Raw genomic sequence first — 25,325 nt, 5'->3', positions numbered from 1 at the left:
TGGAGTCCAGCTACTTTTTGGACTAGGAGTCTAGGGACTTTGTGGACGCGGAGGGACCTGACCCCTTTTGGGTGGACACCTGATATCCAGCCCATTCGGGCTGGCAAGATTGGTAATCTACCACCATGTCCAGGTACTCCGAACAGTTCAAACGCGATGCTGTGGCCCTCTATGAGAACAATGAGGACCTCTCGCTGAACGCAGCATCAGCCCAGCTCGGTATCAACCGTGCATCGGCTACATTCATGGGTCAAGAAGTACGGCACCGGAAAGCGTGCGCGCATAAAAGCTGTGCATGAGAAAGCCCAAACGGCGAATGAATCGTGAGACGCATCCGCCAGTTGGAAAAAGAGGTCTCTAAGCTGCGCGAAGAACGCGATATCCTGCGCAAGGCTGCGAAATATTTTGCTTAAAGCAGACTCACGGGAGTTCTGCTTCCAGTGTGTCTATGACCACCGAACCGAGTACTCGGCTCACACGGATGTGCCAGGTGTTAAAGCTGAATCGTTCCTCGTTTTATAAATGGGTCCACACCCGTGAACAGCGCAGGTTAAAGATGTATTCCGACGGTCTTATTGGTGCAAGAATCACAACCATCTTCGCTGATGAGCACGGGCTTTACGGTGCTAAACGCATCGCTGCAAACCTCAAGGAAGACCCGGCGTATACCCCGGCCAATCACAAGAAAGTCGCACGCATCATGAAAGCCATGGGACTTCAAAGGCTTTACCAAGCGGCGCCGATGTGTCACTACCAGGCGCAAGCCTGGCCACAGAGTCATGCCAGATCTAGTAGGCCGGAGATTCACCGCTGACAGGCCAAACCACGTCTATGTAGGCGACATCACCTACCTGCCGTGTAAGGGTGGCAAGAACATGTACCTTGCCACGGTCATCGACGTCTACTCTCGCAAACTTGTCGGTCATGCACTCGCGGATCACTTGCGGGTATCGCTGGTTATCGAGGCTTTGTCTCATGCCAGAAAGGTCCGCGGAAGCCTTAAAGGGGCAACTTTCCATTCTGATCATGGCAGTGTGTACACCTCACAGGCGTTTGGGGACCACTGCGCCCAGCTTGGTGTGCGTCAATCCATGGGAGCAGTGGGAACGAGTGCGGATAGAAGCCCTAGCAGAATCCTTTAACGCCACCTTAAAGCGTGAAGTACTGCGTGATAGGAAACTCTTTGAAAGTCCAATCAGCTGCCGCCAGGAAATCTTCCGGTGGTGCATGCGCTACAACACGCGCAGGCGGCACTCCTGGTGCAACCTTCTAGCCCCCGATGACTTCGAAGCGCTTAATTCAGCTAAACTGCCCCAAGCAGCATAACTAACCCCCGACGTGTCCACTTTCTGGGGGCCAGGCCCGCGCAACGGATACGTCACCATCATCGTCGATATGACCGACCACCACGACAAGGATGCAAACGTCATCCGCCCCGCCCGGCTTCTTAACGTTGTCCCAGCAACAAGCGCTAACGCGTTGCGAACATGGCTGAATAATCAAAGCGAGCAGTTCCGCGATCACGTCAAAATCATCAGCATGGACGGCTTCCAAGGCTATGCCACCGCCGCTGGCGAGGTCATTGCAAAAGCCACCCAAGTCATAGACCCGTTCCACGTTGTACGCCTTGCCGATGACAAGCTCACCACGTGTCATACCAGGATCCAGTGAGAAACAAAAGGCCGGCGTAACCGGAGCAAAGACCCGCTCTACCGCAATCGGAAAACGCTGTTGACCACCGAGCACCTACTCACCGACAAACAGCGCAGAAGGCTTGAGGAGCTGTTTGACTTCGACGACTACGCGCGGCTACAAGAGACCTGGAACTACTACCAACAAGTCATTAGCTGCTACAACAATCCCAGCAAGCAGCCAAGAAAGCCATGAGCATGCTCATTGACACGCTTGTTGGCATGAAAGACGCCGGGATCGCTGAGATCGAGCAGCTGGGCCAGACCATGAACAAGCGCCGCAAGGACGTCCTCGCCTACTTCGACTACAAAGTATCCAACGGGCCGGTCGAAGCCATCAACGCCCGCCTAGAATTCCTACGCGGCATCGCCCTCGGCTTCTGCAACCTCAACCACTACATCTTGCGATGCCTCATCCACGCCGTCAACATCCAACACAAAATCAATGCACTCTAAAACCCGAAGAGCCGGTTAATCCTGCACAGCACACCACCGGTAGCCATAAACCCTAACCTCACAGCCCCAAAAAATTCATAGCCCTAACTCACCAGGTGTTGGTGTTCTTCCACGAAACGGTAGTAGTCCTTATCCGATAGGGCAGCAGCCGCGGCCTCATCAAGCACAACCGTGGCCTGTGGGTGCAGTTGCAACACAGACGCCGGGCAAAATGCACTTAACGGCCCTTCCACCATTGCCTTCACGGCCTCCACCTTGGCTTCGCCAGTCGCCAATAATAAGAGGTGGGATGCTTTCTGTATCGTTCCCAAACCTTGAGTAATCACATGGTGAGGCACGTCCTGGGCTGAATCAAAAAAACGCGCATTATCCTGCACAGTCCTCGGGTGCAAGGTTTTCACACGAGTCACGGAGGTCAACGCAGAGGTTGGTTCGTTAAACCCCAGATGGCCATTAGCTCCTATGCCTAAGAGCTGAATGTCAATAGGTGCGGCGTCTATAAGCTCTTGATACTGCCTAGCCGCCTGGCACGGGTGAGTATGCGTGCCGTCCGGCGAGTGAACGGCAGTATCCGCAATATCAATATGTTCAGTGAACTCGCGGCGGATAGTGGCGTAGTAAGACTCCCTATGTTCCTTCGGCAAACCCACGTATTCATCCAGCAAAAAAGCATCTACCTGCGCAAATGTAAGATCACCGCGTTGGAATTTCCGGATAAGTTCCTGATACATCAATAAAGGCGTGGAGCCGGTGGCTAAACCTATCCGCGCGCCAGGGGTAATGTGCTGCGCGAAAATCTGCGCGGCGGTGGTTGCGACATCCTCGGGGCTGTGACGAATAAGAATCTTCATGATGGTCCTTTCTTATCTTTATGTTTCGCGGGGTTACCGCTGTGTTTATGTTCGCGGTGTGTAGTTTCGCGGTCGTTGTTTTTCATGCGCGGATAACCTCCGCAATCGTGCCGTCCGGGTTGAGACCCACCAACCGCGCTGGCTGGCCAACCTCCGGCGCCGGGCAATGCAATAGTGACCCCGGCCCAACACTGTTGTGCTCAGCCACCCCGCCGTGCTCCGCCGTTGTCGCCCCAGCGTGGCTCTGACCTGCTGCCTCCAGCACAGCCCGAGCATTCGCGGAGGTAAACCGCACAGCATCATGCACTCCATGACGCGCCCGAAAGGCATGAAATTGATCAAGCAGCGTGGATGTTCCCCCGGCAATCGCACCGGCGCTACCATCCTGTGTTGCCAATCGCGCCACCCCACCGCGCACCTGAACATCAAGCGCGCCGAGGATATATTCCCCATCCTCCAAACCTGCGGCCTCCATCGCATCCGTAATGGCCATCGCATTATTCGGCGCGGCAGCCCACACCATATCGACCATGTGGTGATCCAGATGGGTGCCGTCCGCCACCAGCTCCACGAATACCTCACCCGCACTGGCCGCAGTCACCAGCGCGGCCGCGGCACCAGGCCGGCGGTGATGCAGAGGTGGCATGGCATTGAACAGGTGTGTGGCGGTGACTGTCGCCCCAACCTCGCGGGCGTGATCAAGAATGCTCCGGGTGAGATGCGCGGAGGCATCCGTATGGCCCAGCGACGCAATAACATGATGGCGCGCGCACATGCTCACCAGCTCACGGGCATGTGGGGTTTCCGGGGCGAAGGTCATTGACACAATATGTCCGGCGCCCGCGTCCAGCAGTTCGGCGAAGAGCTTTGGGTCACCGTCGATGATCGCTGCGGGGTTCTGGGCGCCACAGCGGCAGGCGTTAACGAATGGCCCTTCCAGGTGGATACCGTCAATGGTTCGTTCCTGGCATAGCGTGGTGAGGATATCAAGCTGGGCAAGCAGATCATCGCGTGTGGCGGATACCGTGCTGGCTAGAAGCGTGGTGGTTCCGGCGGCGCGGTGGTAGGCTGCGGCGGCTCGACATTGTTGCAGTTCACCGGTGGGAAATGCCCCGCCATTACCGCCGTGGTTGTGAAGATCAACGAACCCCGGCACCCACGTGATCCGATCGGAGGCGGCGAGCGTGGTGACGGTGCCTTCACGGGGAGCGCCTGCGGTGGTGATAGACGCGGGGGTGGCGGGTGCGGTGGTGATGGGCGCAGCCTCGGAGACAGGCTCGATGCTCTCAATGACGCCATGGGAATCCAGCCGGATTTGGGCGTGATCACATGTAACGGATTCGGTGATAAACCGGCCTGTGAGAATGCGTGGTCCTGAGAATGTCATAACTATCGATGGTAGGTCACATCACCACGTGGTCATGGTGATTACTTCGCCAGTGCTGGGGCGCGGCGGATATACTCCTGATCTTTGCCGTAGATTGTTAATGCCGTGATGTCATGGGTATGCCTGCTGGTGAATATCAGGGATACAACATAACCGGCGACAAGAGTCACCACGAATGCCACGGTAGAGACCAGGAACGGACCTTGGCCCATCTTTCCTGCGAAAAATGCGGCAACAGCGCCTAAAGCCAAACCAATCAGCACGCCGTGGGAATTGGCCGTCTTGGTGAAAATACCTAGGGCAAAGACGGCTGTCAGCGGCACACCGAACAGGCCGGTGATGGACAAGAAGAGGTCCCATAGGTCCGATTGATTGGTCGCCACAAGATATAGAGCCACGCCCACGCCGAAAATTCCGGCGATGATAATCACAATGCGGGAGAACATCACAGAGGCTTGTTTATCCGAGAACCTATTGTAAATATCCACCACAACACAGGCAGAAATAGAGTTCAGTGATGAAGAAATCGTGGACTGCGCTGCCGCGAGAATAGCGGCAATGATCAGCCCAGCGATACCAGCTGGCAGTTCGGAAAGAATGAAATACGGCACCACGGCGGAAGTGTTCACGCCCTCGGGTAGACCACCCTTGGCCTCGTAGAAGTTATACAGTGCGGTTCCCATGCCGTAGAACAGTGGAATGGTCACGAGCGCGAGGATTCCGTTAACAATCAGGGATTTTTTGGTCGCCTGGATCGTTGGTGTAGTTTGGTAGCGCTGCACAACATCCTGCGAGGACGTGTACTGATGCAGACTATTCAGGATACTGCCGATGAAAATGAATGGAATGGAGGTAAAGATTGCATCAGTAGCGAAGTTCTGTGAGGAGTAGAACTTACCCTCGCTGGCGGCGTGTGACAAAGCGTCGGAGAAACCCTCCGGAGTCATCGACATTGCCGCAAGAATCACCACGGCGGCACCCGCAAGCAGCAAAATACCTTGGATAACATCGGACCAAATCACGCCCTCCATGCCACCCAAGAAGGTGTATATCACGCACAAGAAACCAACACAGGCAGCAACGATGAGGGGGTTCATGTCCGCCACAGAGGTGATCGCCAGCGTTGGCAGATACACGACGATAGCAATACGCCCCATATGGTAGAGAACGAATAGGAGGGAACCGATGACGCGCAAGGCGACAGAAAAGCGCTCCTCTAGGTATTCGTAGGCGGTGGTGACGTCCAACTTTCGGAAAAACGGTACATAGAAACCGATCAGCAGCGGGACGATGGCGAAAATGGCCAGGTTACCTGCCGAATATCCCCAGTCTGTCAAGTACGCCTTTTCTGGGGTGGACATAAAAGTAACAGCAGACAATGTGGTGGCGTAGATGGAAAAGCCTGCCGCCCAACCGGGTATGCGGCCGCCCGCTTTGAAAAACTCATCCTGTCCATGAACTGCCCGCTTGGCAAAATAAGCCCCCACGAGGAGCATGCCGAGGAGATAGAGGATCAACACGATCCAGTTGACAGTGCCAAATGATTGCATTGCAGCCCCCCTTTCATAATATGTGCCGCACGTCACAACCTGCGCAGCCCTTTATAATCAGCGCCGCGCCGTACGGCACAGCACACATCACAGAGCCATATATCGCAGCCGCGTATGTAGCCACGCCGTACACCAAAAAACATTGCGAAGTTTAGAATACATCAGACGTCTGATGTACAGAATGCCCTTAGAGGAAATCTTTTAAATACCCCCTGTTAAGGGGGGTTTAACGACCAGGTTCCACGAGCAGGCACCGGCGCGCACACTGGCACGCCCAGGCCGACACGCACGCTGACACGCACGTCCGCAGCACCAGCGGACCCGCCTACGGCGGCCACGTGAAACCATCAGGGTCATTGACATAAAATCACATAAACTCAACCGACCTGACTCCACAAACCCAGCGCAACAAACACAGAAAGGACACGCCGTGCACAGTTCACCGTGGGGAATCGATGGGGCACGAACACCCCTTTCCTCCACCACCCAACAAGCCGTCGAAGGTATCAAACGCTTCATCCGGGACAATTCCCTATCCCCAGGAGATACCATGCCCACCGAAGCTGAACTGTGCGCCGAACTGGGGTTTTCCCGATCCTCCGTGCGCGAGGCCATGCGTATCCTCGCCACCCTAGACATCGTAGAAGTACGCCACGGCACAGGAACCTTCGTATCCAATGCCTCATTAACCTCACTGGTACAAGGCTTAATCTTCCGGGCGACCCTAGACGCAGACGAAAACCTCGAAACCCTGCGCTACGTCGTAGAAACACGCCAAGCCATGGACCTGGCAATCGGCCGAGAAATCGCCAGGAAGCTGGACACCCCCACGCATGAACAACTACATGCACTAGTCACCGCCATGGGGGAAAAACAAGCCAACGCCGAAAACTTCGCGGACGAAGACCGGCGCTTTCACCACATCCTGCTATCCAACATCGATAACCCCATCATCCGCGAACTCTATGACGCACTCTGGCAAGTCCACATGAACGTCATCCCCCTACGGCAAATACCAGCGCCCCGAGACCTCATAAAAACCGTACAGGCACACCAGAACATCATCAATGCACTACGCGATAACAACCTCGACGCCTATAAAGCAGCTGTTTATCTGCACTATGAACCGATCTTAGAATCGCTGTGACACTGGAGACGCTGAACCTTTAGGAGTTGAACTGTCGAGTAATCCACGCCGGATCGGTAATGGCTGTGCCGATGATGATGGCGTCCGCCCCCGATGCTCGACCTGCCTGCACATCCTCACGGGAGGCAAACCGCCCCTCCCCGATGATAAACGCTTCCTGCCCACACCGCGCACGACCGTCAGCTAAACACTCCACATCCGGACCCGCGGTCTTCGCCCGAGACTCCGTATAGCCAGCCAACGTTGTGGAAATAATATCCGCACCACACTGATGAGCCCGAAGCATGTCCTCCGGCGTGGAACAATCAGCCATCGCTAATACATTCAGACGGTGGCATTCCTCCACAAGATCGGCATACGTCGACGAATCCGGACGCGGGCGATCGGTGGCGTCTGCACAAATCACCGCAGCACCCGCCGCCGCCAACTGGCGTACAGACTCCACCGTCGGGGTGATATACACGCCCTCGCCGCCTTCCTTCGTCAGGCCAAAAACCGGCACGTCCACGGCCTGCGCAATAGCCTCAACATCCTGGATTCCCCCGTAGCCACCACAACGAATCGCGCGGCTGCCGCCTGCCACACACGCACGAGCGACACGGGTCAACGTATGAGTATCACGCATCGGGTGGCCGTCCGGAGCCTGCACCGATACAGTCACCGTGCCGCGGATAAGATCAAGAACCTGGGCGCGGCGCCGATCGAGGTCATTGCTATCAAACTGGAACATCGTGGATGAAACCTTTCACATGGTGTTATCGAAACTGGGTAGAGGGTGAGTGCGGGGCGTGGCGGGGGGCAGTGGACGCAGCGGGCGTAGCGGGCGGTGGCAGGACTGCTCGGGCGCGGGCGATGTGCAGCGGGGGTACGCGGGACGTGACGCAACGGGTGAGCTAAAAGGCGTGGTCGCGTGCGTATGCCGCCGCACCAACCAGCGGAGCTGTGGACGCTGACCCAGTAACCCGCACCGCAACCCCTTTATTCGGCGCCAACACATGATCGGCGATAGCGCGCGTGAACGGCTCCACCACAGGTTCGCCAATCTGGCTGACCCCACCACCAAGAATCACAGCATCAAGATCCAATCCGGACACCAACCCCGCTACTGCCCGCCCGAGACCATAAGAATTGCTCCGGATAATCCACGAAGCCAGCTCATCGCCCTGATTCATCCGCTCCACGACTTCTTCCAAGGTAATCGCCAGCTCATCGCGGCGTCGCCAGGAAATCCGGTGCGCCTGTAAAACGCCAGGCTGCGCCGGCTCAACGGTTGGGGTCTCTGCGCCAGGCTGCGCCGACTCAGCGGACAGTGCCTGGTAGTAACTAGCCAATGCATTACCGCTCATAAGGTTTTCCGCACGATCCGCACAACCCCGGCAGTCCACGCTCAGCAGCTCGGAAAACTCCCCCGCTGAACCAGTACGGCTGGGCAAAAGTGCGCCATCATCGCTGACCGCGCCCCCCACGCCAGTGCCCAAAGATAAATACAACACCCGCCCGTACTGAAATTCCCGAGCCTGCCCCACAGCCAACTCACCATACGCCCATACGCGCACATCATTATGAACCGCGCAGGCAACACCAATAACCTCACGTGCCAGGTCACGAATATTTGTCCCCGACCAGCCCGTGATCGTATCGCCGTTATGTACCACCTGTCCTTGAGGGGCGAGCACAACACCCGGCGCGCCGATCCCTATGCGGGTGGGGTGAATACCAGAAGTATCCACGGCCTGAGCAATAGCTTTCTGTATCTGTTCGCCCGTCGTGGCTCCCCGCGGCTGGGCGGGGATTCTGCCCACACATCGCGCTGTCATAGGCGAGTCATCATCTACGAAACCCCAGGCAATTTTTGTTGCCCCAACGTCTAAAGCAAGTGTCACAGTCATAATATTTGGCTACATAAGGGATAGTTGGCTATACAAGTGTGAGTTCGATACTCACAAGGGTGGGTCAGCATCGGCGTACATTCAGATTCAATGGCCAGTGCTTATGGTTCAATGATCTTCGCCGCGTCAACAATGGTGGCAATTGCCGCACGCTCGTCACTATTCAGCGCAACGTGTGGACGGGACATCAAACCAGAAGGAAATACCCCAAGGTGATGCAGCGCCGCCTTGAAACTACCCAAGCCCTGGGAACTTCCGCCCATACGGGAGGCATCACCCACACCAACGATGGTAAATAACTCCGTGATCCTAGCTTGGACACGCGCTGCTTCCGCGAACTCGCCCTTCACCAGTAAATCGTGCAGTGTGACATAAGACACTGGGTCCACATTCCCCAACCCCGGAACCACGCCATCAGCACCGGCAAGATACGCGAAATCCACAGTGGTTTCGGAGCCAGTCAGCACCACAAAGTTTTCCACGCCTGCTTTATCGCGGGCAAGAATTAACGCACGAGTGTACCCATCATTACCCCCGGAATCCTTCACACCTGCAAGAACACCCTCGCTGGCTAGCTCAACTAATGACCCAATCTCTAGAACAGTATGAACACTCACCGGCAGGTTATAGGCGTACAGCGGGGTATCGGGCGCTGCGGCGTGGAGCTGTCGGAAATGCTCCGCAATTTCCACCGCGTGCGTACGGACGTAAAACGGGGCGGTGGCGACCAGACCGTCCACGCCGAGGGAGACGGCGTCCTTAATATGCTCAATGACCCGTGGGGTGGTCATATCAATCACACCCGCAATGACGGGTACGCGCCCTTGGGCTTGCTCGATGACGGCGGCGATGACCTCGCGGCGTTGCTCGCGGGTGAGGAATGCGACCTCGCCGGAGGAGCCAAGGACGAATAGTCCGTGGACGCCGGCTTTGATCAGGCGTTCAGCGTGGCGTTTAAGGGTACTGATGTCGATGGAGTAGTCATCATTCAGTGGCGTGAGTACGGGTGGGACCACACCCTTCACAGGCTGGGTAGCCGCGGAGCGCTGGGTAGTGGCTGGACTTTGTGTAGTGGCGGACATGGTCTTTACCTTCCGGTTAGATGCGAAATATCTGTACGAAATCCTTAGTCATAAGACATCATACGTCTGATTCGGTGACCGCGCAGCTGCCTAGCTTGTAGCCGAAAAATTAACAGCTGAAGCTACGAATACTCGCTGAGATAATAAACAGTAAACATCATTAAAACTCACCCATAAATCCGCTCTACTATCAGCACATCTACACAAGATAACTCGCCAATATTGACAACAAAGCAAAGAGGTGTTGGGGTTGCCCGCAAATCGTGGGGGCCCGACCCCCGGAAAGTGGACACATCGGGGGTTAACTATGCGACTTTAGCTAGTATAGCTGAAGTCTCGGCTTCAAAGACATCAGGAGCCACAAGATTGCACCAGGAGTGGCGCCTGCGGGTGTTGTAGCGCATGCACCACCGGAAGACTTCCTGACGGCAGATAATGGGATTATCAAAGACTTTCCGATCACGCAGCACTTCACGTTTTAAGGTGGCGTTAAATGACTCTGCCAGGACATTATCGGCACTCGTTCCCACCGCGCCCATGGATTGGCGTACACCCAGCGACGAGCAGTAGTTTCTAAACGCTTGTGAGGTGTACACGCTGCCGTGATCGGAATGGAAAATAGCCCCGTCAAGACTGCCACGCACACCGTGTGCGTGGGCTAGGGCATCGATGACCAGTGAGACACGCATGTGGTCTGCGAGTGCATAACCTGCAAGTTTCCGTGAATAGGTGTCAATGACTGTAGCCAAATACATGTTTTTGCCTCCCTTGCACGGCAGGTAGGTGATGTCGCCTACATAGACGTGGTTCGGCCTGTCAGCGGTGAAATTGCGGCCTACTAAATCTGGCATGACACGGTGGCCAGGCTTGCGCTTGGTGGTGATGCATCGACGTCGTTTGGTAAAGCCTTTGATCCCCATCGATTTCATGATGCGTGCGACCTTCTTATGATTGGTCGGGCCGAGGTCCGTATCGTCGTTGAGGCTTGCGGCGATGCGTTTGGCACCATAAAGCCCGTGCTCATCATCGAAGATGGTCTTGATTCTTGCACCAATAAGAGCATCAGAGCACATCTTTAACCTGCGATTTTCGCGGGTATTGACCCATTTGTAGAACGAGGAGCGATTGAGCTTTAACACATGGCACATCCGCTTGACCGAGTACTCGGTTCGGTGGTCATAGACAAACTGGAAGCGGATCACCAGCGTGTCTCTTCGGCAAAATATTTGGCGGCCTTGCGCAGAATATCGCGCTCTTCGCGCAATTTTGCGTTCTCTTTTTCTAGCTGGCGGATTCGCTCGGAATCATTCGCCGCTTGGGCTTTATCGTGCATGGCCTTTGTGCGAGCACGTTTGCCGGTGCCGTACTTTTTGACCCAAGAATGCAGCGAGGCTCGATTGATTCCGAGCTCGGCTGATGCTGAGTTCAGCGAGAGGTCCTCATTGTTCTCATAGAGGGCCACGGCATCGCGTTTGAACTGTTCGGAGTACCTGGACATGGTGGTAGATTACCTTTCTTCCCAGCTCGACTGGGCTGGATATCAGGTGTCCACCACATGGGGGTCAGGTCCTGGACACGTAGTGGAGCTACCTAGCGGTTAGGCAGCGATTTTTTCTTCGTTTCTGGTTTGGGTGATGTGATTTTCGAAATCGACGGGGCTGACCATCCCGAGTGCGGAGTGCCGGCGCCGACGGTTGTAGACTACTTCAATCCAGTAGGCAACGGCCTTGCGTGCGGCATCACGGGTTGGCCAGCGCTTACGGTCGTAGAACTTAAGTTTTCAGCGTCGACCAGAACGACTCGGCCATCGCATTATCGAAACACACTCCGGTACGTCCCACAGACTGAGCAACCCCTAGGCTGCGGCACACCTCCCAGAGCTTCTCACTGGTGAATTGTGTCCCACGGTCGGCGTGAAACACCAGCCCGTCAGCAACGTCACCACGCAGCGTGTGCGCCATCCGCAGGGCCCGTTCGACCAAACTTGTGTCTTGCACGCTATCCATAGCCCAGCCCAGTAACCTGCGGGAATGACCATCGCGGACCACGCACAAATACAACCAGCCTTCACCAGTGCGCAGATAAGTAATATCTGACATCCACACTCGGTTAAGCTCACCGGTATCAAACATGCGCCGGACCAAGTCAGGAAGCGTGGACTTACGCTTAGATTGAATCGTTGTCACCGGCACAAAAGCACGCGGTGAAATCCCTTCAATGCCCATCAGACGCATCCGCTTAGCCACAGTCTTGCGATTCACACTGATCTGGTAGCGCTCACCTAGCTCTGCGGTGATCCGCGGAGCACCATAGACCTCGTCGGAGTTTTTCCAAATCTGGTGAATCTTGCGGTCAACATCATTGTAAAATGCTGCACGATTATCTTCGCCGGATAGTCGTTGCTGCTGTGTATGGGTCCATTTGTAGTATCCAGACCGAGATACCTTCAACAAGCGTGCCATGCGCTTGATGCTGTAGTTAGCCTTCTCTGGCTGCATCAATTCGAACTTTTCTGTTCGCGTTGCCTTGCGGCGAAGAAGGCTGTCGCTTTTGACAAAAACTCGTTATCCATCTTGGCTTCTGCCAGCTCACGGCGCAGACGAGCATTCTCAGCACGAAGATCAGCCTCGCTTAATCCATCGGAGGATCCTCGGCGTTGACGCTCATTTTTTACCCATCGGCCTAAAAGACCAGGTGCGACACCAATTTCTTTCGCTACATGAGCAATTGGGCGCTGCGATTCGATTACCAGGTTCGCGGCTTCGCGTCGATACTCAGGTGTGTATTTCTGGCGTTGTTGACTCACAATGAACATCCTCTCTTACGGACACAAGATCCGCACTAATCGGGTGTCCACTAAACGAGGGTAACCTCAGCCCCTGATGTCTTTGAAGCCGAGACTTCAGCTACATTGACCAAAGCAGCATAGCTAACCCCCGACGTGTCCACTGTCCGGGGGTCAGGCCCAGTTTCGACATGCAGTCTATTGTGCATGTTCTGATTGGAATTCAAGGTACTTCTGGGCCAGGCCGACAGACTCGAGACATGTCGACACATATGATGTGGTGTGCAGCGCAATTGAGTAGCCCAACGCATTGATCCAAAAAGCTAGAAGGAAGGCCCCATGGTTGCCTCTAAGCGATACGCCGTCGTTGACTTCGAGACCACAGGCTTTGGTTCGACTGATCGAGTCATCGAGATAGGTGTGGTTCTGTTGGACCACAACCGGGAGGTGGAGTCAACGTGGGAGACCTTGGTGCAGCCGCAGCGGGATATTCCGAACTCATTCGTTCACCGCATCACACCGACTGACGTTGTGGATGCGCCCCTTTTCGGCGAAGTCGCAGGGGAATTCTTCGAACTTCTCAACGGGCGCACGGTGGTCGCACACAATGCGCCTTTCGAAGTGCGGTTCTTGCAGAGGGAGTTTTCTAATTTAGGGGTGGCGTGGCCTAACTACGGGGCGTGGGTGGTTGATACCAAGCGGTTGTTCCAGCAGACGTATCCAGGCGAGGGCACAACCCTTGAGCACGCCTTGGAAGTTGTTGGGATTACAAATGCCCGTCCGCACTCGGCACTGGCAGATGCATTGGCGACTGCAGAGCTGTTTGCCCAGCTGGTTAGCCAAGGGACTGATGTGGTGATAAGCAGCAGAGCAATTACCCTCCCGCCGCATGAGTTTCCTGCCCGCGGCGCGCTTCTACCTCGCACCGCATTGGCAGAAGATTTGACACACAAGCGTGGTGAATGGCTGGCCCGCCTGGCAGATACTGCAGCACCTGAAGGCTCCGGAGACGCGGAGAAGTACAAGAAACTGCTCGCGGCAGCGTTGGTAGATAAGGAACTTTCCAAGTCTGAAATTGCCGAGCTGCAGAACCAAGCACAGCAGGAGGGTCTCACCAGCAATGACGTGATGAGTATTCATGAAGATTTTATTCGGCAGCTCGCCGTAGAGGTTTGGCTTGATGGTGAGGTGACAGAGGAAGAACGTGCCACGCTGCTGTTGCTCAACGAGCAGCTGGGGCTGCCTGCCGATACCGCCGAGGCACTCCTTGCGGCACCACAGCGAGGGGAAAGTGAACTGGGCATCAGCCTGTCTGTTGGGGATAGAGTGACGTTTACGGGGCAGTTCGATCTTCCCCGAGAAGAATGGGAACGTCGCGCAATGGCAGTAGGGCTAAGCGTCGGCGGCGTGACGAAGAAGTCCGTGCTACTCGTTGCAGCGAACCCTGACTCCATGAGTGGAAAAGCGCGCAAGGCCAGGGAGTATGGCGTCCCAATTATTGGTGAGACGACCTTTGCTCGTCTGTTGGGCAATATGTCTGGGGGCGGGCAACTCGTGGAGCAGGACCTGTCGGCGCAGCCTGCTGAACTTGATCTGACAGAAACCTACGGGATCTTCCCGTGGAGCACTGGCGTTTCTGGCACAAGTGTGCATACTGGCACAAAGGCATTGGCGGTGGAGTGGTGCGCCAAGCACCCAAGACAGAAACTTCTGGAGCTCTCACCCCAGTTGACACCGTTTAGTGAGATCGAGGTGCAAAGCTCTTACAAGAGCGGGTACACACAGTGGTTTGCGCGGTTCCCGCAACCGCTGGAGGCAACCGTGGAGGACTTGCGTGACCTACCAGGAGTAGGCGAACACAAGCTTGTGGCCATGGTGGAAGCTGTGGTTCTCGCAGCCAGTGACAGCGGAAATGCCGCGGTGATCGATAGCATTGGCGCAGCGGAGAACCCTTATGGTGACATCCCCTTTGGTGAGAATCCTTTTAGCGACGATGACTCCGCTGGGCGCGCTGCTGAGTTTTTGGGTCGAACGTCCGAAGAAATCCGCGCGTTGGACCAAGCCGCGTTGTACATCGGGTGGGCACAGCTAAATGGCGCGGTTGTAGAAGTTGCGTCGTTACCAAGTGCCGTCGCAGCTGAGGTACCCATAATTACTGAACACCTGGAGCAGCAATCCCCAGTGCGGACTTTGTTCCAACGCGCCGTGGATGAGCTCGTTCGAGCCACCGGCGGTGATGAACGCAAACGCGGAATCGCTTGCAGCCGTTGGCTTGGTGAGGCGACGTTGGATTCCATCGGTGCCGCGTTTGGTCTCACGCGCGAGAGGATCCGTCAGTTGGAGCGACAATTGGCGGAAGATTTTGAGAAGGATAGTGCGCTCTTTAAAGAAGTTGTGGCGGCTGTGGGTAAGCGTGCCCGTCCAATCTTGCCTGTGGATGAGCTCCGAAGGGAGCTTCCTGATCTCGTACGAAAGCCAGCCGAGTTTGACGCAACGTTCGGTGAAATCTTCACGCGCATTGGCAAGCAATGGGAAGTTGTTAACGGCTGGTTGGTGTTCAATGGCTTCACTCAGGCCTTGTCAGAGAGGCTAACAACGCTGGCGGATGACCACGGTATTGTTCGGATTGATGAACTCGCCGTGGGCCTAGAAGTTACGCCGGACCGGCTGGAGCAGTACATCGTGACCAACGATGAACTTAAGGTCGCAGTCTTGGACAACTACGTGCTGACAAAGGTCGGCAGCTACCAAGACCGTGCCGTGAGCGTGCTTGCTATAAACGGTGAGCCGATGACTGCAGAAGCGATCATGGATACCCTCGGGGGTGGCAGCTCACGGTCTGCTTCTAATCAATTCTCCATCGACCCTCGTCTGACAAAAGTCTCTGCCGATCAATGGGCGCTGACGGAGTGGGGTCACGAGGAATTCAAGAGTATTGCTAGCTGGATCTCTACGCGCCTGGCCGCTAGTACCCGTACTCATATGGTTGTCGATGCCGCAGGTTCCTCGCAGGAAGTCCCTGCGATTGCTTTGAATGAGCTGCTAGCGCAGGCAGAGCGATTGCGAATTTCAGAACTTTCGATCCGCCAATATGCGGCCAATGGAGATTTTGAGACTCGCGACGGCATGGTTATTGCGCGAGTGGATGAGTCTGGAAACGTCATGGAGGGCGATATCGCAGATGCCCGCGATGCCTATCTCCGTGACGGCGACTGGCACCTCTTGCTGACAGTTAACAAGGACCACCTGCGTGGCAGCGGCTTCGCAGTGCCCACGCCCATTGCTGCTTACTACGGAGTAAAAGTGGGCGAGAGCTGTGCGCTGAGTAGCCGGTTAGGTGAGGAGTTTGTTCGTGTCAATCGTCTCAAGCAAGTCTCGTTGTCAACGATAAAGCGGTTCCTCGACGAGCTCGGTGTCCACGAGGGCCAGCGGGTGTGGCTCAAGCTGGGCAAAGAAAAGACCTTTGATGTCTCGATCGCACCTGCTGTCCAGCATCATGAGGCTGGGTTGGCTCGCCTCTATGACTTCGTGGGACTTGACGGCACGCTGATGCAGCCGGGTGAATCGACGGAAGATTCGCTAGCTCGAGTTAACGAGATGCTGGGGCTGAGCCCGCAGGCGCCGCGCCGGCGAACTGTGGCGGTCTTCCGTCACCGCCACCAGGACGAGATCGCTGACCTCATTCAGGAGCTCTAGGGGATTTCATGGAGCAAGGGGACTGAAATAACGCAACCCCGTGCATTGCTTAAAATCAAAAAAGGGCGAATTTTTCATTTTAGACAAGTTTTTCGGGTAGCTTAATTGAAAAAATCGCGATTTTTAACGTTTAGGCGGTGTGATGCCTGTGGAAAAATACGAACCACTGAAAAAGGTGTTTTATCGTGCCACGAGTGGTGGCAGGGAGCTTGTTGCTGAGCAGCTCCGTGTGCGGCGTTCAAGTCCTGCTGCTTTTACCTGGCCCTATGAGGTGGGCAAGCACGGGCTTTTCTATGTTCACACCCGTGGTCTCGCAGAAAGGGTGGAGCGCGTCTGGCGCCAAGAGGTTCAGATTGCTGCGTTGTGGCAGAAACTTCCAGTGACGGCTAGGGAACACTATTTTCATGAGCTGGTGGTCGATGAAATAAAGGCGACCAACGATATTGAGAACATTTCCTCCACCCGCAAAGAAGTCGCCGCCGCGGTTGAGGCTGAACGCAGCATGGGAAAGGCGTCGGAAGGCGCGCCAGTGCGACGATTCCGGGAAATGGTGCGGCAGTACCTGGCCCTCCCCGGCGATTTTTGGGGGCGAGATGACCTTCCACCATTGGGTTTTCCCTCAAACCTGTCTGAGATTCGCTCGCTGTACGACTCCCTCGTCGGCGAAGAAGTAGACAAAGCCGATGTGCCCGATGGCGAGCTCTTCCGAACTGGCGATGTTTCGCTAAACGATGGAGTGCGTGAGCTTCATGCGGGCGCACGGGGAGAGTCCGCCATTCGGGCGCGCCTCGAGGTGATGCTCGATTCCGTTCACGAGGCTCGGGGAGTTCAGCTCTTCGCGGCCTTTGTGGAGCACTTCATGTTTGAACACACCCATCCGTTTTACGACGGCAACGGACGCATGGGGAGATTCCTCCTGAGCATTCGGCTATCACGGCTGCTTTCTACCCCGACAGCGTTGTCGCTCTCGGCAGAAATCTTTAGGCAGAAGAGGCGCTACTACGATGCCTTCACCACGGCAGAAGACCCCATGAACTATGGTGAGCTGACTTTCTTTGTCGAGGATATGGCTGCGATGGTCAATGCCGCCCAGACCCGTTTGTTGTCCTCCCTCGAGGAAAGAAGCGACCGACTGAATAGTCTGGAACAGAGCCTGCGTGCGCTAGAGAGCGAAGGAGCTGCAAACGAGCTGGCATTATCAATCGCATTCTTGCTTGGACAGGTCGCGCTTTTTGGTCCACGTGCTGGCCTGAGCTTGGACGAGGTAGCCAGCGTTGTGGGAGTGTCCAAGCCGACCGCGCGTAAAGGGATTACCGAGCTCGAGAGCATGGGTTACGTCGAGTTCTTGTCGCGGCGCCCGCTCGTTACGGCACTTACCGCGCCGGGATTGACATGGCTCGGGTTAGCAGAGTGACCCACCCAGCGATCGGTGTGCACTAGCGGAAATCATCGCGGATAAGGTTAATCACGCGCAAAGATTCGGCAGGGACTAGGTAAACGTTTGCATACCTGGTAATTACTTTAGCTAGGGCTGGTCATATCTTTCGTGGCCGGCAAAGAATAAAGGTAGGAGGACACGTATGTCCATGCTGAATGCGTTGCTTGCAGAAGGTGCGGTTGACCTGCACGGCCGTGCGAGTGACTGGCGTAAGGCTATTGAGCTGGCGGGCGGTTTGCTCGTTGGGGCGGGCAAGACGAGCCCGGCATACACCGAGGCGATGGTGCGCTCGGTGGAAGAAAATGGTCCATACATTGTGGTGGCGCCGGGCTTTGCCTTTGCCCACGCGCGGCCGTCGGAGGCAGTGCGCGAAACGGCGTTGTCGTGGGTGCGCTTGGATACTCCGGTGGAGTTTGGCTCCAAGGCCAATGACCCGGTGAATCTTGTCGTAGCACTTGCGGCGAAGGATTCATCCGAGCACCTGAAGGCAATGAAAGAGCTGGCCGGGCTGCTGGGGAAGAAGGACGTGCGTGCGCGTCTGGATTCCATAGAAAGCGAAGCCGAGCTGCGCCAGGTGCTTGTGGATGTTGCGAACGGTGGGGCAGGGGCGGCGTCGGCAAGCGCGGCTCATGCAGCTGATCACAGTGACGTGCGAGATGGTGCCGAGCACCAGACCGCGGCTGATTCGGTGGCTTCAAAAGGCAAAATCTACACCGTGTGCGGCAATGGCCTGGGCACGTCGTTGTTCCTGAAGAACACGCTGGAGCAGGTCCTCGATGAATGGGGCTGGGGCAAGTACCTCACCGTCGAGGCAACAGACACGATTTCGGCCAAGGGGCGTGCGAAGGAAGCTGACTTCCTGCTGACTTCCGGGGAAATCGCTGCAACGCTTGGCGACGTCGGGGTGCCCGTCCACGTCATCGAAGACTTTACGAACGTGTCCGAAATCGATTCTGCTCTGCGCGAGCTTTACGACGTCTAAGGAGCACTCATGGATGTCCTGCTGAACATTGCCAACTTCTTGGTCAATGAAATTCTCTCCGTGCCGGCGTTCCTAATCGGCATCATTACCGCGGTGGGTCTCGCTGCGATGGGCCGTGGCGTGGGCCAGGTCCTCGGCGGCGCCATCAAGGCCACGCTCGGTTTCCTCCTGGTGGGCGCGGGTGCCGGCTTGGTTACCGCCTCCCTTGAGCCGCTCGGCGCCATGATCACCGGCGCCACCGGCGCGCAGGGCGTGGTGCCTACCAACGAGGCTATCGTTGGCATTGCCCAGGACCAGTTCGGCTCCCAAGTGGCCTGGATTATGATCCTGGGCTTCGTGGTCTCGCTAATTTTGGCGCGTTTTACCCCGATGAGCTATGTATTCCTGACCGGCCACCACGTGTTGTTCATGGCAACGCTGCTGACCATGGTGCTCGCACCGGCTGGCTATGCCTCCTGGATCGTCGTCCTCTTCGGTGCCGTGCTGCTGGGCATCTTGATGGTCTCCCTGCCTGCCATTGCTCACCCGTGGACGCGCCGCATTACGGGCGATGATTCCATCGCCATCGGCCACTTTGGCACCGCCGGATACCTTGCTGCCGGTGCCGTGGGCAAGGCAGTTGGCGGCAAGGGCGAGAAGATGTCCAAGTCCACGGAGGAGCTCAAGCTGCCCGAAGGCCTGCGCTTCCTGCGTGACTCCATGGTGGCTACCGCACTGTCCATGGCTCTCATGTACATCGTGCTCGCCGTCATGTTCATGGTGCGCGCTGGTACCGAGGAGGCCTTCACTGCATTCGAAGGCGGTGCCACCAACGTGGGTAACTACCTCATGCAGTCCTTTACCCAAGGCCTCCAATTCGGCGTGGCCGTGGCCGTGATCCTCTTCGGCGTGCGCACCATCCTGGGTGAGCTCGTCCCAGCATTCCAGGGCATCGCCGCCAAGGTCGTCCCCGGTGCCATCCCGGCTCTGGACGCGCCTATCGTCTTCCCGTACGCACAAAACGCCGTGCTGGTGGGCTTCATCTTCTCCTTCATCGGTGGCCTCATCGGCCTCGCTGTTCTGGCCGCATGGCTCGGACCAACATTCGGCGTGGCGCTGATTCTGCCAGGCCTCGTGCCGCACTTCTTCACCGGCGGTGCGGCCGGCGTCTACGGCAACGCCACCGGTGGCCGCCGCGGCGCCATCTTTGGCGCCTTTGTCAACGGCCTCATCATCACCTTCCTGCCGGCCTTCCTCCTCGGTGTCCTCGGCTCCTTCGGCGATGCCAACACCACCTTCGGCGACGCCGACTTCGGCTGGTTCGGCCTGCTCCTGGGCTGGTCCTCCAAGGCCGGCGGAGCGCTGGGCCTCGTGCTCATCGCTGTTCTTGGCGTGGCTGTCTTGGCACTGGGCTGGTTCTCCCAGCGCAAACTCGTTGCCACCAATTGGGATCCCACCCCGTGGCGCGAGCAGCCGGGTGCTGCCACCCCGAAGGCTGAGGCATCTGGCGTTAAGCCGCTTGCTGCTGGCCAGACCGCAGCTTCGAAAAAGTACCCCAAGGTGCTTCCTCCAAAGGGTGCTCCGGTTCCGCCTTCTCGGGTCTAACCTCCACAGCGCGCAAGGTTCTCCTTGCGCGCTTTTTGCGCGCCCGTGCACGGGATAAATTGGAGGCCTAACTAGCCGATGTCCACACTGCTTAAGGAAGATAATGTCTACCGTTCCTTTTATTCTCGATACCGATACCGCCTAGGATGATTGCGTAGCAATCTTGGCGGGCTTGTTAGACAAGTGTGCGGATTTCCGTGCCATCACAATGGTGGTGGGCAACGTGGGCTTTGAGCAGCAGATAAAGAATGCGCACATGATCTCGAATTCGGCGGGCAAGCTGGGCGAGGTCATGGAAACCCAGACCACCCCAAACCGGCCGCTCCAGAAAGCGGACTAGAACAAGTCCCAGATGGTGACTGCCAGAATCACCGAACCAAAGAAGAATACGAAGTAGTTCCACGGGTCATGGCGGTAGGCCTTGTACTCCTTGACCCGGTGGAACATGTAGACCGGAAGCAGGAAGATAAGCACCGCATCGAAGACGCCACCAACCAAGTAGATGAGGTTGAGAATTGGCGGGTTGAACACCGAAACCAGCGTGCCGGTGACAAAGATGAACGTGTAGACGATGGTGAGCAGGCCGCGGCGGTTCAAACGGTTCGCAGTACGCGGCGCGATGAGGCGCACCACATAAGAGGTGCCCTCCTCAGCGCCGAGCATGGTGCCGAAGTAAGAGGTAATAATCGCGAAGATAACGACCATCGGGGCCAGCCAGGCAAGCAGCGGTACGCCGGTGACGTTAGCGAAGTAGGAGAGCACTGGCAGGTTCTGCTCAGTTGCTTCCTTCATGCCGTCGGCACCGAGGGCGAGCACGCAGGACCACACGAAGAACATCGTGAAGATGACCAGCAGTGCTGCGGTGTAGAGCTCAATGCGGGTAACGCGCTTTTCCGTCTGCTCGCCGTAGGTGGGCTGCATATCCACGGAGAATTGGGAGAGGCCGGCCATGTGCGAGAAGGAGAAAGCAAGCACCGGCAGAATCAGCACGGAGCCCAGCAGGATATACGGCCAGCTGCCATCCTGGTATTCCACTTCCATGAAGGAACGCAGATCCCACTGCGGAATTAGGTAAATCGAGGTCGCAGCCAGCGAGATGATGAGCGGATAAACCAGCGCTTGGGCCAGCCATAGCATGGGTTTGCGGCCGATGGCGACGATGCCGGTTAGAATTCCCACGCATAGGACCGAAAGAACCCAACGGTTAATGGATGGGCCGTGCAGCTGATTAACGATGAAACTGTCGATGGCGTTGGTCAAAGAGATGGCATAGATGAACACCGTGGGGATATTCGCCAGCGAGTACATCAATGCCACGAAGAGGCCGGTGTGCCGCCCCAAGTACTTGCGTACTAGCTCGAGGACGTCGAGTCCGTGGTCTTCGACGGGAGCGCCCGAGACGATGCGCGCGTAGGTGCGGTGGGAGAAGTAAACCACCGGGAAGATGATCGCCGTGGCAAAGGCCAGTGGCCAGAAGCCAAAGGTGCCCGCCTGTAGCGGAAGGAAGAGGATACCTGCGCCTATTGCGGTGCCGAAGAGCGCGAGCACCCAGCCCAGCGCGGTACCTTCGGTCTTCTTGCCCTCGCGGCCTACTGGGGAGGCAGTAGATGCGGTCTCGTCCGCGGCGGGCGCGGCAGCGTCATATGTTGTCATCGGCTAGTGTTCCCCTTAGTAGTCCACTGCATCGCGCACGATGGGGCAGGTCATGCAGTGTCCGCCACCGCGACCACGGCCCAGTTCGGCGGAACCGATCTCGATGACTTCGACGCCGGCGTCGCGAAGCTTGGCATTGGTGTGTTTGTTGCGATCGTAAGCCACGACCACACCGGGCTCCAAGGCAACCACGTTGTTGGCGTCATCCCACTGCTCACGCGCGGCGGCATAAGAATTGCCGCCAGTTTCGACGATGTGGAGCTTATCCAGGCCGAGCGCTTCTTCGACCACCGTGGCGAAGTGCTTGTCCGGGCTTTCCAGTTCCAGCTTCGTGTGATCCTCCGAGGGGTGCAGAATCAGCGGACGGATGGTATCCACCACGCGCGGATACGCGGTGGCTTTGTCCGCGTCGAGGAAGGTGAATACGGTATCCAGGTGCATCGAGGCGCGCTCCGGAGCCATTGCCGCGATGATGACTTTCTCAGCCGCACCGGCCTTGAACAGGTTGCTAGCCAAGCGGCTAACGCCCTGCCAGGTGGTGCGCTCGCCCATGCCTACCAAGACTGCGCCATTGCCCACCGGCATGATGTCGCCGCCCTCGAGGGCGGCAAGGCCTGGGTCCTCGTCGGTGTCGCCGTACCAAAACTCAAAGGATGCGTTGACAAAGCGCGGATGGTAGCGGTAGATAGCGCGCGTGAGCATCGTCTCCTGGTGGCGGGCAGGAAGACGCATCGGGTTAAGGGAGACGCCGCCATAAATCCAGGCGGAGTTGTCGCGGGAGAACTGGCTATTGGGCAGGGGCCGCAGCGCGAACTCATCGGGCGCGTACACGTTGCGCATGGTGTCGATGACGCCGTGGCCGAGGCCTCTGGGGATTTCGTTGAAAGGCACGCCGCCGATGAGAAGTTGGGCCAGAGTCTTGTTGTCCAGCTCGCTAAACCACTCGCGCAATTCGCTGCCCACGCCCACGCCGACGTTCTTATCCAATAGCTTGTTGCCGAGGATGAACTCGCGGCCTTCCTTGGTCGCCAGCGTTTCTTCCAGCAGAATTCGCATGTGTAGCACCTCGACGCCGCGCTCTTCCATGCGGGCTACGAACTCATCGTGGTGGCGCTGTGCTTCCTCGACCCACAGGACGTCGTCGAAAAGCAGCTCCTTGCAGTTGTTCGGAGTGAGCCTCTCGTGTGCCAAGCCGGGACGGCAGACCATTACCTGGCGGAGCTTGCCCACCTCGGACCAAGCGCCGAGTTGCTGGCCGCCCTTGTCTCCGTTGCCGGAGGTGGTTTCAACAGAGTCCATCATGTAAATCTGTGCCTTCCTTTTTAGGTATTTGGCGCTGGAGACAACAGTAACTAAAGGCTTATGAGTTATGGGTCACATGTCGAAATGAATAGTAATGTGAATCATACATATCATTCATGCTGCTGGTAGTGAATAAGATTTGCATAATTTGCAAAAGATTCAGGAATTTCGCGTCGCACCCGTCTGGGGGTAGGACTCGTCACAGGAGGCGGGGAAAAGGGCGACGACGATAATCGTCGTGATGACGACTGCGCAGAAACCAACATCCACGGCCAAAACTTGATGAAGATGCTGATACCTACCAAGGCGCACAGCACGGCTAACAGGTAGGCGGTACCGCGCCCGCAGGGTATGTCGATTAGAAAGATCGGGGCTCAAGTTGGTTGTGCTAAGAAGACAAAGTCCTACGGAATCCCAATCGTTGTGGAAGCGGTTGCTCGCGAGGTCATTCGTTTCGCGGACTAGGTTGCTTCACTGAGCGTTGGCTCGTTGCGAGGGAAGCAAGTCGAACTCGTCGATGGTCTGCAGTGCCTCATTGGCGGTGTCGGCGTCGGTGATTTCCAATAACTAGCGTCTCTTCGAGGATGGCGCGCATGTTAAGAACCTCGACTCACAGCACGTCGTCGAAAAGCAGTTCCTTGCAATTGGCTGGGGTGAGGCGCTCGTGGGCCAAGCCGGGGCGGCAGACCATAACTTGATGTAGCTTGCCCACTTCGGACCATGCGCCCAGACGTGGAGTTGGCAAGACCACCAATGCTTGTTAGATGTGGCCTAAACGCCAACTATTTGCAGCCCCGGAGGCCCTTAGTCGCGGAAAGCTCCTAGTGCGAATAGAACGAAGACGACAGAGACGATGCCGATGGCCAGCGGCCACATCTGGATCGCGAGTGCGCCGATGAGCAGCATGGCAACAAGCGTGCCGAGGAACGCCAGATCGAAGCCGTCGAGGAGCGTAGCCTGCTGTGCAGCCTTTTCTGCCTCGCGGGCCTTGGCGGCCATGATTGCGGCTTGCTCGCGACGATGACGGATATCGGCCAGGGCCGCAGCGCGGGCGTGCTTCTTTTCGGCTTCGGTGGCGGTGTCAGGCAGGAGATAGGCAGTAGGCACGGGCTTGGTCCTTTCTGGCGGAGGAAGGAGCTTTGGGCTCCGGAGAGAAATCAATGTCTAGAAAGGAGTGTGGCCTAGCGGTGGGGTGAGGTGACGGAAAGCGGGGAGTGTTCCCTCGCGCCTGGGTGATACCAATTGGCTGGGGTCGAGAGGCGCAAAAACAACTTCAGCGCCCGGGCCTCACATGGGGCCGCAGGGCGCTGAAGTTGTCTCTATCTCTCTCATGCGCTCTCTCAAAGGCATGAGGCTATTATGCGGCTTCGTACTGGCATATCGATTAACGAAACCTTGAGTCTTCCTGGCAGTTACTCGTCCAGCTCCAATTCGGGGTCCTCGGCCTGTGCGGCCTCGAGGACCTCTTTTGCTGCGCCGAGGTTGATGACGGCAACGACGAGGCCCACCACGATGTCTGGCCAGGGGCTAAACCACCGGGCCTGACCCCCGGACAGTGGACACGTCGGGGGGTTAGCTATGCTGCTTTGGTCAGTGTAGCTGAGTAGCTGAAGTCTCGGCTTCAAAGACATCAGGGGCTACAAGATTGCACCATGAGTGCCGTCGGCGTGTGTTGTAGCGCATGCACCATCGAAAGACTTCCTGCCGGCAGGTGATCGGATTGTCAAAGACTTTCCGCTCTCGCAGTACTTCCCGCTTGAGCGTGGCGTTAAAGGATTCTGCTAGGGCGTTATCTGCGCTCGTTCCTACTGCTCCCATGGACTGGCGCACAG

At 56.9% G+C, this 25,325-nt stretch carries 16 protein-coding genes and 5 pseudogenes; 8 read left to right on the top strand and 13 right to left on the bottom strand.

Translation table 11 applies throughout. The features are described 5' to 3' along the window. The first annotated feature begins 125 nt into the window (after window positions 1-125). A pseudogene (locus tag CACC_RS10810) lies at window positions 126-1,326 on the top strand (IS3 family transposase). A 69-nt stretch (window positions 1,327-1,395) separates the two neighbouring features. Beyond that, window positions 1,396-2,147: pseudogene (locus tag CACC_RS11760) on the top strand (ISL3 family transposase). A gap of 83 nt (window positions 2,148-2,230) precedes the next feature. On the opposite strand, the gene CACC_RS10795 reads toward CACC_RS11760, so the two are convergent. The 3 genes from CACC_RS10795 to CACC_RS10785 all read right to left on the bottom strand — a co-directional run bounded on the left by CACC_RS10795 (window position 2,231) and on the right by CACC_RS10785 (window position 5,935). Continuing rightward, window positions 2,231-2,998 carry a glucosamine-6-phosphate deaminase gene (locus CACC_RS10795; protein WP_005279768.1) on the bottom strand — a complete coding sequence of 256 codons (768 nt, stop codon included), beginning with the start codon at window positions 2,996-2,998 and terminating at the stop codon, window positions 2,231-2,233. 82 nt (window positions 2,999-3,080) lie between these two features. Continuing rightward, a complete protein-coding gene (locus CACC_RS10790; RefSeq protein ID WP_005279770.1) occupies window positions 3,081-4,385 on the bottom strand; it encodes an N-acetylglucosamine-6-phosphate deacetylase in 1,305 nt (434 codons plus the stop codon). A gap of 41 nt (window positions 4,386-4,426) precedes the next feature. After that, on the bottom strand, window positions 4,427-5,935 hold the full coding sequence (locus CACC_RS10785) for a sodium:solute symporter family protein (protein ID WP_005279771.1): 1,509 nt from the start codon (window positions 5,933-5,935) through the stop codon (window positions 4,427-4,429). Between the two features lie 430 nt (window positions 5,936-6,365). On the opposite strand from CACC_RS10785, the gene CACC_RS10780 reads away from it, so the two are divergent. Further along, entirely contained in the window at window positions 6,366-7,082 is a 717-nt protein-coding gene (locus CACC_RS10780) for a FadR/GntR family transcriptional regulator (protein ID WP_050755831.1), read from the top strand. Window positions 7,083-7,101: 19 nt separating this feature from the next. Here the strand turns inward: CACC_RS10780 and CACC_RS10775 are convergent, their stop codons facing one another. From CACC_RS10775 to CACC_RS10755, 5 genes and pseudogenes are all read right to left on the bottom strand, one after another. Then, window positions 7,102-7,812 carry an N-acetylmannosamine-6-phosphate 2-epimerase gene (locus tag CACC_RS10775; RefSeq protein ID WP_005279774.1) on the bottom strand — a complete coding sequence of 237 codons (711 nt, stop codon included), beginning with the start codon at window positions 7,810-7,812 and terminating at the stop codon, window positions 7,102-7,104. A 163-nt stretch (window positions 7,813-7,975) separates the two neighbouring features. Further along, window positions 7,976-8,971, bottom strand: coding sequence for an ROK family protein (locus CACC_RS10770; RefSeq protein ID WP_005279775.1), 996 nt, complete (start codon window positions 8,969-8,971; stop codon window positions 7,976-7,978). Window positions 8,972-9,072: 101 nt separating this feature from the next. After that, a complete protein-coding gene (locus CACC_RS10765; RefSeq protein ID WP_005279776.1) occupies window positions 9,073-10,053 on the bottom strand; it encodes a dihydrodipicolinate synthase family protein in 981 nt (326 codons plus the stop codon). Window positions 10,054-10,358: 305 nt separating this feature from the next. Next, window positions 10,359-11,551 (bottom strand): IS3 family transposase gene (locus tag CACC_RS10760; protein WP_155802809.1). Its coding sequence is split into 2 segments (ribosomal slippage): window positions 10,359-11,272 and window positions 11,272-11,551, totalling 1,194 coding nucleotides; the frame shifts between segments, so codons are not numbered across the junction. A 99-nt stretch (window positions 11,552-11,650) separates the two neighbouring features. After that, window positions 11,651-12,868 (bottom strand): annotated as a pseudogene (locus tag CACC_RS10755) (IS3 family transposase). Between the two features lie 309 nt (window positions 12,869-13,177). On the opposite strand from CACC_RS10755, the gene CACC_RS10750 reads away from it, so the two are divergent. From CACC_RS10750 to CACC_RS10730, 5 genes are all read left to right on the top strand, one after another. Next, complete coding sequence (locus tag CACC_RS10750) at window positions 13,178-16,534, top strand: exonuclease domain-containing protein (RefSeq protein ID WP_005279779.1); 3,357 nt, start codon at window positions 13,178-13,180, stop codon at window positions 16,532-16,534. Window positions 16,535-16,676: 142 nt separating this feature from the next. Beyond that, complete coding sequence (locus CACC_RS10745; protein WP_005279780.1) at window positions 16,677-17,948, top strand: Fic family protein; 1,272 nt, start codon at window positions 16,677-16,679, stop codon at window positions 17,946-17,948. A gap of 166 nt (window positions 17,949-18,114) precedes the next feature. Continuing rightward, window positions 18,115-18,954, top strand: a complete 840-nt coding sequence (locus CACC_RS10740) for a PTS sugar transporter subunit IIAB (RefSeq protein ID WP_005279782.1) — start codon at window positions 18,115-18,117, stop codon at window positions 18,952-18,954. A 9-nt stretch (window positions 18,955-18,963) separates the two neighbouring features. After that, complete coding sequence (ulaA, locus tag CACC_RS10735) at window positions 18,964-20,538, top strand: PTS ascorbate transporter subunit IIC (protein ID WP_005279784.1); 1,575 nt, start codon at window positions 18,964-18,966, stop codon at window positions 20,536-20,538. Window positions 20,539-20,710: 172 nt separating this feature from the next. Then, window positions 20,711-20,878: a hypothetical protein gene (locus CACC_RS10730; RefSeq protein WP_198012007.1), complete on the top strand. Its 168-nt coding sequence runs from the start codon at window positions 20,711-20,713 to the stop codon at window positions 20,876-20,878. On the opposite strand, the gene CACC_RS10725 is transcribed toward CACC_RS10730, so the two are convergent. The 5 genes and pseudogenes from CACC_RS10725 to CACC_RS10705 form a co-directional block, all read right to left on the bottom strand. Next, entirely contained in the window at window positions 20,875-22,191 is a 1,317-nt protein-coding gene (locus tag CACC_RS10725; RefSeq protein ID WP_005279789.1) for an amino acid permease, read from the bottom strand. The two genes, CACC_RS10730 and CACC_RS10725, sit on opposite strands and share 4 nt — an antisense overlap. Before the next feature lie 15 nt (window positions 22,192-22,206). Continuing rightward, window positions 22,207-23,493 carry an arginine deiminase gene (locus tag CACC_RS10720; protein WP_005279790.1) on the bottom strand — a complete coding sequence of 429 codons (1,287 nt, stop codon included), beginning with the start codon at window positions 23,491-23,493 and terminating at the stop codon, window positions 22,207-22,209. Between the two features lie 613 nt (window positions 23,494-24,106). After that, window positions 24,107-24,238, bottom strand: a pseudogene (locus CACC_RS10715) (arginine deiminase); the annotation flags it as partial. Between the two features lie 59 nt (window positions 24,239-24,297). After that, complete coding sequence (locus CACC_RS10710) at window positions 24,298-24,600, bottom strand: hypothetical protein (protein WP_005279791.1); 303 nt, start codon at window positions 24,598-24,600, stop codon at window positions 24,298-24,300. Between the two features lie 483 nt (window positions 24,601-25,083). Continuing rightward, a pseudogene (locus tag CACC_RS10705) lies at window positions 25,084-25,323 on the bottom strand (integrase core domain-containing protein); the annotation flags it as partial. Window positions 25,324-25,325 lie beyond the last annotated feature (2 nt).

This window comes from Corynebacterium accolens (assembly GCF_023520795.1).
GTDB lineage: Bacteria > Actinomycetota > Actinomycetes > Mycobacteriales > Mycobacteriaceae > Corynebacterium > Corynebacterium accolens.
This window is presented reverse-complemented; position numbering and strand designations above follow the sequence as displayed.